Source organism: Streptomyces sp. NPDC058307 (assembly GCF_042880295.1).
Classification (GTDB): domain Bacteria; phylum Actinomycetota; class Actinomycetes; order Streptomycetales; family Streptomycetaceae; genus Streptomyces.
The window spans coordinates 13,143-25,331 of sequence record NZ_JBHVYZ010000046.1; the positions used below are offsets into that span (position 1 = coordinate 13,143).

Consider the following 12,189-nt stretch of genomic DNA (forward strand, 5'->3'; position numbering starts at 1 on the left):
GGGGGGCTCAAGGCACCGACACGATTGTGCGCCGATACTGTGCCCGATGCTACGGCGAACTCGTGTGCGGCCCATTGCTCAGTCCTCACGGGACATGTGAGGCGTGGTGCCGGGTAGGCGCAGGCGTGTGAACGGGGGGAGGAACAAGGGTGGACCCAGCGAAATCAGTCCCCGATGGTGAGGGCGGCGTGATGCCCGGTGCGCCTGTGATACAGGACACCGTTGCCCTGGACGGTGACGGATCCTGCATCGCCGAAGCACGTCACCGGGCGGTGGATTTCCTTGCCCGTGTCCAGGCGGAGCACGGCCTGCCGGTCTCCGCACGCGTGATGGACCTGACGCAGCTGGTGGTCAGCGAGCTGGTCACCAACGCCCGCAAGTACGCTCCGGGGCCGGTGCTGATGGAGTTGCGGATCGTCGGCGCCGTGGTGGAAGTGGTCGTGTGGGACAGCGATCCGGTCCTGCCGGTGGCCCGGGCCGCCGATGCGGGCAGAGTCGGGCAGCACGGCCTGGAGATCGTCATGGCCGTCGCACAGGGCTTCGAAGCGCAGCGGGAGCCGGTCGGCAAACGCATCACGGCCCGCATCGCGCTGCCCGACGACCTGGGCGGTGCCATCACAGGACGCCGACCTCAGTAGTGGCCGACGTAATGGCTGACGTAATGGCCGACGGAGTGGCAGACGTATTGGCCGACGTATTGGCCGACCTATTGGCCGTTGGAGAAAATGAAGGAGTGGGTGCAGGATGTCGGGGTAGGCGGAGCGTCGTCGGCCGCTCGGCCGGCCGTGGCGGCGGGATCGACCTGGGAGGGGAACAGCATGGCGACCAGGAGCATGGTGGCAGCACGGACGCGGACGGACGAGCTGCCGGAGGTCGCTGATCCGTCCCGGGTGGCGCCCAAGGACGCCCGGGAACTCTCGAAGCTGTTCTTCCAGCAGCTGGCCACGCTGGAGGAAGGCACCCCGGAGTATCAGTACGCCCGGAACACGCTGATCGAGATGAACATGTCCCTGGTCCGCTTCGCGGCCGGCCGGTTCCGCAGCCGCGGGCCGGAGGAGATGGAGGACATCGTCCAGGTCGGCATGATCGGGCTCATCAAGGCGATCGACCGCTTCGAGCTGTCCCGGGAGGTGGAGTTCACCTCGTTCGCCATCCCCTACATCGTGGGGGAGATCAAGCGGTTCTTCCGCGACACCACCTGGGCCGTGCACGTTCCGCGCCGGCTGCAGGAAGCCCGGGTCCAGCTGGCCCGCGCCACCGAGGAACTGCGCAGCCGACTGGGCCGGACCCCCACGGTCAAGGAACTGTCCGAGCTGATGAGCCTGCCCGAGGACGAGGTCCGCGAGGCCCGGCTGGCCGCCAACGGCTACAACTCCGCCTCCCTGGACGCCACGATCAGCGGCAGCGAGGAGGGCGAAGCCGCTCTGCAGGACTTCATCGGCACCCAGGACACGGACCTGGAGCTGGTGGAGGACTTCCACGCCCTTGCCCCGCTGATCGCGGGACTCGACGAGCGTGAGCGGCAGCTCATCCACATGCGGTTCGTCGAGGAACTCACCCAGGGGCAGATCGGCGAACGCCTGGGCGTCTCCCAGATGCACGTCTCCCGGCTCCTGTCCCGCACCCTTGCCCGACTGCGTGAAGGGATGCTCACGACCCGCTGACACCTGCTCCCGTTGCTGGAGATGCCTGTCGAGTCGGTCAGCTGAAGGTATCCCGGTGTGATGGCACCCCGACGGACACTCGCCGCCGTAGCAGCGCGTCTGTGAGCTGTGGCCGGCACCTCTCGTCGGCCAGGCCGCCCCGGGCGGCGCCAGGGGTGTCCGGGGCGGCCGCAGCCCGTCATGGCCGCCCCCTCCCCGGGCGGCGGGGGCCTGTTCACGGGCCACGGTGCCGACGGCGGACAGACCGAGGGTGCGGGCCGTGTCCTGCGTGGCCGCGCGCAGGGCCTCGGCCGGGATGGGGCCGGCCGTCACGAGCAGCGCCGGCTCGTCGAGGAGGGCGAAGCCCGGGACCACGCACCCCGTGCGCGTGTCGGCGCCCGCTGCCGTACGCACACCCGCGCCGTGCAGCTCGCTCACCAGCCGGAGCCGGGGTGCGAAGTTCTGGGGGACCTGCCGGGCCTGCTCGGGAGTGCGCCCCGCCGGTCAGGGTCGCCGGCTGATCCGGCGAGCCCTCCGTCTGCCATGCGGGAAGGTACTTCCACTCCTGGGCCCGGGACGGGACCTCGTCGGGCAGCTCCAGCGTGCGGTGCACGCCGAGCGTGAGGACGAGGGCGGTCCCGCCGACCGCCAGACTCCGGAAGGGGGCGTCCGCCCGGTCCCGGTCGTAGCCTTGCATCGCCCGGTCGCGCGGGTCGATCCGTACGGCGGCCACGCGGCGCCGTATCTCCGTCTCGTGCCGTGAGGTCGCCAAGAGCAGCGTGTGCAGGTGCTCGATCGTGCGGTGGCCGATGGCGCTCGCCTCCGTGTTCGCCCCAGCTCCGAGGCGCGAAGTACTTCCGGGCCGTCTAGAAGTCACCGGTGATCAGGAGGAGCGGCTGGTGTTCTGCGATTCCCGGCCGAGCACGGGGGCCACCGGCGGAGCACGAACCTCGTAGAGCCTGCCTTCTCCACTGTCCGGCTGCGGACCAAGGCCAACCGCGGCACGGGCTCGGGCGCCGCCGCCCTTGTGATGGTCTTCGAGCGTCGAGTACCAGCCTGCGGAGATCTACCTTGCCCGGATCGGACTCCACCCCGGCTTCCAGGGGCGAGGCATCGGCAGCCGGGCTCATCCACACCCTCCTGCACCCGGCCCGTCGGCACGGCCGGCATCTCACTTCGGACGTCCTCGCGGTCAGCTCACGGGCTCACGCGGGCCTTCGCATTCGGTTGCGGAGAAGCAGGGCGAGGCAGATGACCGAGCAGGCCATGCCCGCGTACAGCAGGAGTGTGGCCCAGAACCACACCTCTTCGGTGCTGTGGCCGCTGGTCCAGTGACAGGTGACGGACGGAGGGAAGGCGTCCACGTTCACCGATGTCAGGCTGTAGTCCCGCCCGGCATCCATATACACGCCGTTGCCGGTCCTGGACCCGCACACGTCGAGCGGGTTCGTGAAAGCGAGCCCGTAGACGGTTCCGGCCCCGTAGGCGGCGATGGTTGCCGCGCTGCCGATCACGGCCCAGCGGGCGGGCAGCGAGGGCTTCTTCCTCGTCACCCACACCGCGTAGGGGAGTGCTCCGGCCGCGAAGACGAAGATCGTGATCGCGGGAGGACCGAGCAACGCGAACAAGGACACCATGGACCTGACACTACGTCGGGTGGAGAGTCGTTCTTCTTCGTTCCGTCCTGGGCCCCCTTTGGCGCACGAGGCTGTGATGCGGCAGTACTGCCGGCACGCCTTATCCGCTAACATAGAACAATTAGATAGATGAATACCCCAGTGCTGGCGAGGAGTATCCGTGGACTTCGGGCTGACCGACGAGCAGGACCTGTTGCGTGCGACGGCTCGGAAGTTCGTCGCCGACGTGTGCCCGGCCGAGAAGGCCAAGCAGTGGGACGAGGAGGGCGTCGTACCGCCCGAGCTGTTCCGGGGGATGGCGGACCTGGGGTGGTTCTCGCTCCCGTTCGCGGAGGACGAGGGCGGCGACGGTGGCGGACCGCTGGAGCTCATCCTGATCGCCGAGGAACTGGGGCGGGCCAGCTTCGACGTCGCCATGTGCTACATCGGCGTCCTCATCCCCGGGATCACGGTGTTCCGGTGGGGCAGCGAGGCGCAGCGCGACTTCATCCGCGAGCAGGTGATGACGGGCCGCCATCGGCTCGCCGTCGGCCTCAGCGAGCCGGACAGCGGGTCCGACGCCGCCGCGCTGCGCACCACCGCCGAGGACCACGGGGACAATTTCCTCGTCCGGGGTCAGAAGGCGTGGTGCACGGGTGGTGGTCTGCCCGACACGACCATCGCCACGTATGTGCGGACCGGGCCCCGCGAGCCCAAGCACGGCGGCATCAGCCTGCTGCTCGTCGATCCCGCGACCGAGGGCGTCGACGTGCGCCGGACGCCGACACTGGCCCGGCACATCCTGGGTACCAACGAGGTCTTCTTCAACGACGCCCTGGTGCCGAAGGAGAACCTCGTCGGCCCGCGCGACGAGGGCTGGAAGGTGATGCTCTCCAACATCGAGCTGGAGAAAGTGATCATCAGCGGGGGCTATCTGGGCGCGGCGCAGGCCACACTCGACGAGATGCTCGACTACGCCCGCAACCGGCACGCCTTCGGCCGCCCGATCGGCAACTTCCAGGCCCTCGCGCACGCCATGGCCGACCTGCAGACCGAGATCGACTCCGCCCGGCTGCTCGCCTACCGGGCGGCCTGGCTGCTCGCCCAGGGCAAGCCGTGCACACGGGAAGGGTCGATGGCGAAGCTGAAGGGCTCGGAGACGTACGTGGCGGCCGCCCGGCTCGGCATGCAGGTCTGCGCCGGGCACGGATTCTCGACGGAGAGCGTGATGAGCTTCCGGTACCGGGAGTCGATCGTGGCCACGATCTCCGGAGGCACGAGCCAGATCCAGCGCAACGGCATAGCCCGCAGCATGGGCCTCCGGTCCTACTGAGCCCCGCCGCCCGGGCCTGCCCACGGTTCCTTCCGGGCGGCGGGGCCCGGCGCCGCGGCCTCCTGGCTGTTGCTGCTGAGTCTCGCCGTCCGGGCCTGCTGATTGTTGCTTCTGGGCTCCGCCGCCCCGGTCTTCCGGTTGTTGCTTCTGAGGCCGCCGCCCGGACGCCTGCCGGCTGTTCCTTCCGGACGGCCCTTGCCGGCGTGGCCTGCCGGTTGTTGCTTCTGGGCCTCGCCGTCCGGCCCTGCAGGCCGTTGCTCCCGGGCGTCGCCGTCCCGGCCCCCCGGTTGTTGCTTCTGGACCCGCCGCCCGGACGCCTGCCCTCTGTTGCTTCTGGGCTCCGCCGCCTCGGCCTGTCGGCCGTTCCTTCCACGCAGCCCGGGCGTTCCGGTCTGCCGGCTGTTCATCCCGGGCCGGCCTCGGCGCCCCAGCCCGCCGACTGCGTCTACTGACCCTCGCCGTCCTGACCGGCCAGCCACTCCTGGTGTCGTGCGAAGTGGCCCTGGTCCCGGGTCACCCAGATCCCGGAGACCCGGGCCAGTACAGCCCGCGTCGGCAACAGGAGCATCTCGCCCGCGATGTACCAGCGACTGCCCTCCCGCTTCTCCACCCAGGCCCGGACCTCCAGCGGCCGCTGCACCGGCACCGGCTTCACGAAGCTCACCGTCAGTTCTGCCGTCACGCTCAACACCCGGTGCAGCAGCGGCAGATGGCCGAGGCAGTCGTCCAGTACGGCCGCGGTCCAGCCGCCGTGCGCCACATCGGGCCCGCCCTCCTGGTCCCGCGGGCAGGACAGCTCGAACCGCGCCGAACCGTCCTCGTCGAGCCGCTCGTGCTCCACTCCCAGCCGGCAGGAACCGGCGGCGCGGCACGCCCCGCACAGGGCCACCCCGCCGGGAGTCCGGGGCGGTTCCTGGAAGTCGGCCCCCGCCCAGGGACCGCTCGACGGCGTCGTGGACATCGTGTGACTCCTCTTGTCAGGTCTTGTCAGGTCTTGTCAGGCGTCGAAGTGCCAGAAAGCGGTGGCGCAGACCTCGGTGGGCCAGACCTCGGCGTGTCAGACATCGGCAAGCAGCGGACGCAGCTTCCCGGCGATCAGCTGGACCTGCCGGGCCACCATCTCCTCGGGCATCCCGGCCAGCGAGGCCCACAGGAACACGCCCTCCACCGGCAACCCTGCCACGTACGCCCTGATCGCGTCGGCGACGTTCTGTGGGGTGCCGTAGAGGAACTGGCCGACACCTGTCGCGCTCAGCCCCGTCTCCCGCCACTTCTCGGGGTCGATGGGGCGGGGGAGCGGCTGGTCGGTGCCCTCCACCATGTACCGGCGGTAGCTGTCCCACTGGTACGCCAGGTGCTTGCGGACCACGGGCCAGTCGCCCTCGGGGTCCTCGGTGACGAACGTCGTGAAGGAGCCCTGCATACGGCCCGCCGCCACGTCGTACCCGCTCTCGGCGAGCCCCTCCCGGTACGGCGTCAGCAGCGCCGGATTGAGCGACAGCAGCCCCGTACCGAGCCGGCCGGCCCGGCGGGCGCCCTGCGGGCCCTGGTAGCCGAGCCAGATCGGCAGCGGATCCTGGACCGGGCCCGGGGTGACCAGGGATTCGGCCCACAGGCCGCGGATCTCCCGTACCCGCTGATCGGTGGTGGTGTAGCGCTTGGTGAGGTCGGCGCCGTACAGCCGGTACTCGGGCACCCGGTAGCCGGTGCCGAGTCCGAGGTCCAGGCGGCCGTCGCTGATGATGTCCACGAGCGCCGCCTGCTCGGCGAGCTCGGGGGCCGCGTGCAGCGGGGCGGGAATGACCGCCGTGCCCAGACGGACGTGGCGGGTGCGGGCGGCGGCCGCGGCGGCCATGGTGAGCGGCTGGGGGAGATAGCCGTCCTCGAAACCGTGGTGTTCCGAGAACCACACCGAGTCGAGGCCGAGCCGGTCGGCCTCCTCGCACATCTCCAGGGCGAAGCCGTAGACCCGCGACCAACTCTGCTGCCACGGCGGGGGGTTGCGCAGGTCGAAGTAGATGCCCACCTTCATGCCGGAGCGCCTCCTGTTGTGTTGTCCGCCAGCCGGATCGTCGCGTGTGAGACGGCGACTCCGTCCCCGGCCGGCAGCAGTCGTACGGGGCGCAGTTCCAGCGCCTCGATCTCGGGCAGGTCCTCGACCATCGCCGAGAGCCTCAGGACGGTCTCCTCAAGGGCACCGAAGTCCACCCCCTGTTTCTCCAGCAGGGGAGTCGCCCGCAGCGAGCGGACCATCTCGCGGGCGTCGCGGTCGCTGAGGGGGGTGACGCGGTGGGCGACGTCCGCCATGAGGTCGGCGTAATCCCCGGTGAGGCCGAAGGCGACCACCGGGCCGAAGACCGGGTCGGCTCGGACGGTGAGGAACGCGTCGGGTCCGGGGCCCGGTTCGCCCCCGCGTACGGCGATCCCGTACGAGGCGAGCAGCTCGGCGGCGACCGCTGCCGGGAGCGGCCCGCGGGCACAGGTGGCGATCAGCGCCCGGCCCCGCTCGGCGTCGACTCCCGCGAGGTCGGGTACGACGCCCGCGGGGGTGCTGCGCCAGGTCTGGTAGGCCGCAGCGTGTCCGAGCGAGGTGGCCGCGGCCTCGGGGAACGTGTACGTCGGTACCACCAGGTCGCCCCGGTGCAGGAGATCGGCGACGCCGGCACCACCCAGGAAACTGGCCAGCACGGGTTTGTCGGGCCGGGCCGCGGCCGCGTCGAGGATCGCCGACGCCACCTCGTCGGGCTTGTCCGCGAGCGGCGGCATGAACAGCACGATGGCCGCGTCGATGCCGTCGTCGGCCAGGACGGCGTCCAGGGCCTGCCGGTAGTGCGCGGCGGTGGCCATCGGGGTCAGGTCGACCGGGTTGGCGACGTCGGCGCGCGGCGCCAGGGCCGTACGCAGTGTCTGCCGGGTGTGCTCACCGAGCGCGGGCACGCACAGACCGCTCGCCTCGCACGCGCCGACCGTCAGCGCCGCCGGGCCGCCCGCGTTGGTGATCACGGCGACCCGGTTGCCGGGCGGGGGAGGCTGGTGGGCGAGCAGCAGGGCCACGTCGAACAGCTCTTGCAGGCTGCGGGTGCGGATCACGCCGGACTGGGCGAACAGTGAGCTCACCGCGGAGTCGGCGTGCCCCGGGTGGACGGCGACGATCGGTTTGCGCGGCGCGATCCGGCGCGCGACGCGGGCGAACCGGCGCGGATTGCCGAAGGTCTCGACGTGCAACAGGATCACCGATGTCCCCGGGTCCTCCTCCCACCACTGGAGCAGGTCGTTCGTGGACACGTCGACGGCGTGGCCCACCGACACGAAGCCGGAGAAGCCGAGCCGCAGCCGCCGGGCGAAGTCGAGCACCGCGAGTCCGAGCGGTCCGGACTGGCTGGACATCGCGACCCGGCCGGGCGTCGGCAACGCGGGCGAGAAGGTCGCGGCCAGTCGCGCCGCGGGGGTCGTGTTGACCACGCCCATACAGTTCGGGCCCACCAGCCGCATTCCGGAGGCACGGGCGAAGCGGGCCAGCTCCAGCTCGGTGGCTCGTCCGTCGACGCCCGTCTCCCCGAAGCCCGTCGAGACGACGACCACCGCCTTGACGCCGACGTCCGCGCACTCCCGTACGACGCCGGGTACGGCCTCGGCCCGTACGGCCACCAGCGCCAGGTCCGGCGGCTCGGGCAGGTCCCGCAGGCTTGCGTACGCCCGCACTCCGGCGATCCGGTCGGCCCGCGGGTTGACGGGGAAGACGCTGCCGGCGAAGCCGCCCCGCAGCAGGTTGGCGACGATCTCGTGGCCGATCGTCAGCGGGTCGCGGTTGGCGCCGATCACGGCGACCGAGCGCGGTTCGAGCAGGGGCTTGAGCGAGCGTCGTACGGCCGTCTGCTCGCGGCGCTCGGCCCGCGCCACGGCCTGGGCCTGGGGATCGACGGCGATCTCGAAGTGGATGACCTGGCCGGGCGGACCGGCCTCGATCCGGTAGCCGGAGCCGAGGAACACGTTGATCATCCGGGCGTTGTCGGCGAGGACGTCCGCCTCCAGCACCCGGATGCCCCGGGCTCGCGCGGCGCCGGCGATGTGCTCCAGGAGCAGCCTGCCGAACCCCTCGCTCTGGTGGTCGTCCCGGATGGTGAACGTGACCTCGGCGTGTTCCGGTTCCTCCGGGTCGCGGACGTAGCGCACCAGGCCGGCGATCTCGTCGCCGGCCAGGGCGACGAGCGCCAGCTCGTTGAGGTAGTCCACGTGGGCGCCGCGCCGGATGACGTCGTCGCGGGCGCGGACCACCGGGCCGAGGGAGCGATAGGCGAGGGTGGCCCGGGACAGGGTGCCGACGAAGGCGACCAGGCGGTCGGCGTCCTCCGGCCGGATGGGCCGGACGAAGGTCGACCGCCCGGTCCTGACGAGCCCGGGCCGTTCCAGGTCCTCGGGATACGAGGGATACGAGGGGTACGAGGGATACGAGGGGTACGGGGGAGTGGTCACCGCAGTGGTTCCGTCGGCGCCGCTCAGACGGCCGCTTCCTGGGGAGTCTGCTCCGGCAGGCGGAAGAGCTCGTTGAAGGTGCCGCGCGTGACGCGCTCACGGATGTCGTCCGACACGCCGTCGAACAGGTCGTGGAGCGTGGACTGGGTGTGGCCGTAGGTGCCTTCCAGGTGGGGGTAGTCGTCGCCCCACATCACGTTGCGGTAGCCGGTCGACTCGACGATCTCCACCGAGCTCTTGTCGTGCTGGAAGGAGGCGTACACCTGCTGCCTGATGATCTCGCTGGGCAGCCGGCTCAGCTTCGGCCGGACGAACATGCCGTGCTGGCGGTAGGCCTCGTCCATCCGGTCGCCGATGGCCGGCATCCATCCCGCGCCGCCCTCCGCGATGAGGATCCTCAGGTCGGGGTGGCGGTCCAGAGCGCCGCCGGCGACCATGTGGGACACCACGCGCATGCCGGGGTAGGTCGTCTCCATGTAGTTGACGACCGCGCCGCCGGGTCCGCGGAAGACGACGTTCTGGGCGCCGGTGCCGATGTGGAAGCCGAGCACAAGCCCCGCCCGCTCGACCGCGGTCCACAGCGGCTCCCAGCGGTCCAGGGCGTATTCCTCGCCCGGTCGCGTCGAACACGGCAGGAAGACGGCCTGGAAGCCCATTTCCGCCACCCGTTCGACCTCGGCGACCGCGTCGTCGATGTCGGCCGTCGAGACGCACGCCGTGGTGATGACGCGCTTGTTCTTGCTGAGGATCTCGTCGTGGGCCCAGTCGTTCCAGGCCCGTACCGTCTCCCGGGCGAGCTCCCGGTCGGTGATCGACACGAGCCAGAACCCCATGGAGGGGAAGGCCAGTTGGCCCCACACGCCCTCCTGGTCGAGGTCCTTGAGCCGGACGTTCAGGTCCCAGGCGCCCGGCGGGCGCATCGCGTCCATGAAGTCGCCGAGCTGGCGGTCGATGCGCTCGCCGTCGATGTAGAGCATCTCGTACTTCTCGCCGCGCTCACTGCGCGGCGCCCGCGCGCCCAGCCGCGCGGACATCCGCTCGGTCCACACGTCGGCGGGTTCCATCACATGGGAGTCCCCGGAGTTGACCCAGATCTTCGTCATGACGCTCCTTCGGGTCAGGGCTGCAAGCTCAATGGATGTAATCAGTTAGCGATTTTAGTTGTATGGATGGCCGAAGGGAAGGCCGGGCCGATGAGAGATCAGCTCCGGCGCCGCTCGATCTCCTCCGCCAGCTGCGGCAGCACCGCGAAGAGGTCCCCGACCACGCCGTGGTCGGCGAGCTCGAAGATCGGTGCGTCGGCGTCCTTGTTGACGGCGACGATGGTCTTGGACGTCTGCATGCCCGCCCGGTGCTGGATCGCGCCGGAGATGCCGGCCGCGAGGTAGAGCTGCGGGGAGACCTGGGTGCCGGTCTGGCCGACCTGGTGGCTGTGCGGGTACCAGCCCGCGTCCACGGCCGCGCGGGAGGCCCCGACCGCCGCACCGAGTGCGTCGGCGACCCGCTCGATGAGGGCGAAGTTCTCGGCCCCGTTCACCCCGCGACCGCCGGAGACGACGAGGTCGGCCTCCGTGAGTTCGGGCCGGTCGCCGCGCTCCCGCGGTGTGCGGGACAGGACCCGCACGGCGTGCGAGGCCGGGCCGAAGGTGACGTCCTGCTTCTCGACGACGGGTTCGGCGGGGGCGGCCTCGGGGGCGGCGGCGTTCGGCTTGACCGTGATCACCGGCACGCCCTGGGTGACGTGCGCGGTGACCTGGTAGGTCGCGGCGAACGCCGACTGCTCGGTGACCGGTCCTTCGGGTCCAGCGGTGACATCGACGGCGTCGGTGATGAGCCCGGACTCGAGCCGCAGGGCGACCCGCGCGGCGATCTCCTTGCCGTCCGGCCCGGACGGCACCAGGATCGCGGCCGGACCGGTGCGCTCGGCGATCTGCGTGAGGGCGTCCACGGCCGGGGTGACGAGGTACTCGTCGACCTCCGGGGCGTCCACGACGTAGATCTTCTGGGCGCCGTACCGGCCGAGGGTCTCGGTCGCGGTGTCCGCGCCCGGCCCGAGGAAGACGGCCGAGGGGTCGCCCAGGCGGCGGGCCAGGGTGAGCAGTTCGAGGGTCGGCTTGCGTACGGCACCGTCGACGTGGTCGACGAGGACGAGGATCTCGGCCACGGTGATGCAACTCCTTCGGGCAGGTATTTCAGGGCGGGGCGCGGTCGGCTTCGGGGCGCGCGGAACGCGGTCAGATGAACTTCTTGGCGGTGAGGAACGCGGCCAGTCCGATGCCGCCCGTCCCCTCGTCGGCGACGATCTCACCCTTGGTGCGCGGCGGGCGCCGGGTCGCGGTGTCCACGGCCGTTCGCGCCCCGGCCGACCCGACCTGTGCGGCCTCGATGCCGAGGTCGGCGAGGTCCAGGGTCTCCAGCGGCTTCTTCTTGGCGGCCATGATCCCCTTGAAGGAGGGGTAGCGGGCGTCCCCGGAGCGGTCGGTCACCGAGACGACGGCGGGCAGGGCGCCCTGGATCCGTACGGTGGCGCCGTCGCCCTCGCGGCGCCCGGTGACGGTTCCGTCCTCGATCGCGAGGTCTTCGAGGTGGGTCACGGCCGGCACGTCGAGCCTCTCGGCCAGCAACGCGGGCAGTACGCCCATGGTGCCGTCCGTCGAGGCCATCCCGCACAGCACGAGATCGAAGCCGTGCCACTCGATCGCCTTGGCCAGCACCAGCGACGTGCCGAACGCGTCGCTGCCCTCGATGTCCTCGTCGCTCACATGGATCGCCGCGTCACCGCCCATGGCCAGTGCCTTGCGCAGGGCGTCGCGCGCGTCGTCGGGTCCGACGGTGAGATAGCTGATCTCGGCGTCGGGGTCCGACTCGGCCAGGCGCAGCGCCTGCTCGACGGCGTATTCGTCCAGTTCGGACAGCAGCGAGTCGACCGACGCGCGGTCGGTGGTGCCGGCCTCGGTGAAGGTGCGGTCCGCCGTGGCGTCGGGGACGTGCTTCACGCAGACAACGATCTTCACGACAGCCCTCCTGTGGTTCAATGAGTTCTAATAGTTAACTATATAGATCGGTGGAACGCGAGTCTCGCGTCGAATCCGTCGAATTGGTTGACTGATTGCGCTGATAGCTG

Annotated in this window: 10 protein-coding genes; 3 read left to right on the plus strand and 7 right to left on the minus strand. The window is 70.8% G+C overall.

What is annotated here, in order from left to right:
- The first annotated feature begins 191 nt into the window (after window positions 1-191).
- Window positions 192-638 (plus strand): ATP-binding protein, encoded by a 447-nt coding sequence (locus ACFVYN_RS28460; RefSeq protein WP_390003297.1) that lies wholly within the window; start codon window positions 192-194, stop codon window positions 636-638.
- A gap of 180 nt (window positions 639-818) precedes the next feature.
- On the plus strand, window positions 819-1,664 hold the full coding sequence (locus ACFVYN_RS28465; RefSeq protein WP_390003299.1) for an RNA polymerase sigma factor SigF: 846 nt from the start codon (window positions 819-821) through the stop codon (window positions 1,662-1,664).
- A gap of 1,184 nt (window positions 1,665-2,848) precedes the next feature.
- On the opposite strand, the gene ACFVYN_RS28470 is transcribed toward ACFVYN_RS28465, so the two are convergent.
- Complete coding sequence (locus tag ACFVYN_RS28470) at window positions 2,849-3,280, minus strand: hypothetical protein (RefSeq protein WP_390003301.1); 432 nt, start codon at window positions 3,278-3,280, stop codon at window positions 2,849-2,851.
- Window positions 3,281-3,440: 160 nt separating this feature from the next.
- On the opposite strand from ACFVYN_RS28470, the gene ACFVYN_RS28475 reads away from it, so the two are divergent.
- Window positions 3,441-4,592 carry an acyl-CoA dehydrogenase family protein gene (locus tag ACFVYN_RS28475; RefSeq protein ID WP_356240793.1) on the plus strand — a complete coding sequence of 384 codons (1,152 nt, stop codon included), beginning with the start codon at window positions 3,441-3,443 and terminating at the stop codon, window positions 4,590-4,592.
- 445 nt (window positions 4,593-5,037) lie between these two features.
- Here ACFVYN_RS28475 and ACFVYN_RS28480 read toward each other — a convergent pair whose 3' ends face one another.
- The 6 genes from ACFVYN_RS28480 to ACFVYN_RS28505 form a co-directional block, all read right to left on the minus strand.
- Window positions 5,038-5,553 (minus strand): PaaI family thioesterase, encoded by a 516-nt coding sequence (locus ACFVYN_RS28480; RefSeq protein WP_390003302.1) that lies wholly within the window; start codon window positions 5,551-5,553, stop codon window positions 5,038-5,040.
- 96 nt (window positions 5,554-5,649) lie between these two features.
- Complete coding sequence (locus ACFVYN_RS28485) at window positions 5,650-6,624, minus strand: LLM class flavin-dependent oxidoreductase (RefSeq protein ID WP_390003305.1); 975 nt, start codon at window positions 6,622-6,624, stop codon at window positions 5,650-5,652.
- A complete protein-coding gene (locus tag ACFVYN_RS28490) occupies window positions 6,621-9,065 on the minus strand; it encodes a GNAT family N-acetyltransferase (protein ID WP_390003307.1) in 2,445 nt (814 codons plus the stop codon). Before ACFVYN_RS28490 ends, ACFVYN_RS28485 begins: the two co-directional genes overlap by 4 nt.
- Window positions 9,066-9,088: 23 nt before the next feature.
- Window positions 9,089-10,168 carry an amidohydrolase family protein gene (locus ACFVYN_RS28495; RefSeq protein WP_390003310.1) on the minus strand — a complete coding sequence of 360 codons (1,080 nt, stop codon included), beginning with the start codon at window positions 10,166-10,168 and terminating at the stop codon, window positions 9,089-9,091.
- Window positions 10,169-10,266: 98 nt separating this feature from the next.
- Window positions 10,267-11,229 carry an electron transfer flavoprotein subunit alpha/FixB family protein gene (locus tag ACFVYN_RS28500; protein ID WP_390003312.1) on the minus strand — a complete coding sequence of 321 codons (963 nt, stop codon included), beginning with the start codon at window positions 11,227-11,229 and terminating at the stop codon, window positions 10,267-10,269.
- 70 nt (window positions 11,230-11,299) lie between these two features.
- Entirely contained in the window at window positions 11,300-12,061 is a 762-nt protein-coding gene (locus tag ACFVYN_RS28505) for an electron transfer flavoprotein subunit beta/FixA family protein (RefSeq protein WP_390003424.1), read from the minus strand.
- Window positions 12,062-12,189: the final 128 nt, after the last annotated feature.

What these genes read in the sequence shown, in the direction of transcription:
- ACFVYN_RS28460 (WP_390003297.1), top strand. Translation starts at nt 192, where the DNA reads ATGCCCGGTGCGCCTGTGATACAGGACACCGTTGCCCTGGACGGTGAC.
- ACFVYN_RS28465 (WP_390003299.1), top strand. Translation starts at nt 819, where the DNA reads ATGGCGACCAGGAGCATGGTGGCAGCACGGACGCGGACGGACGAGCTG.
- ACFVYN_RS28470 (WP_390003301.1), bottom strand. Translation starts at nt 3,280, where the DNA reads ATGGTGTCCTTGTTCGCGTTGCTCGGTCCTCCCGCGATCACGATCTTC.
- ACFVYN_RS28480 (WP_390003302.1), bottom strand. Translation starts at nt 5,553, where the DNA reads ATGTCCACGACGCCGTCGAGCGGTCCCTGGGCGGGGGCCGACTTCCAG.
- ACFVYN_RS28485 (WP_390003305.1), bottom strand. Translation starts at nt 6,624, where the DNA reads ATGAAGGTGGGCATCTACTTCGACCTGCGCAACCCCCCGCCGTGGCAG.
- ACFVYN_RS28495 (WP_390003310.1), bottom strand. Translation starts at nt 10,168, where the DNA reads ATGACGAAGATCTGGGTCAACTCCGGGGACTCCCATGTGATGGAACCC.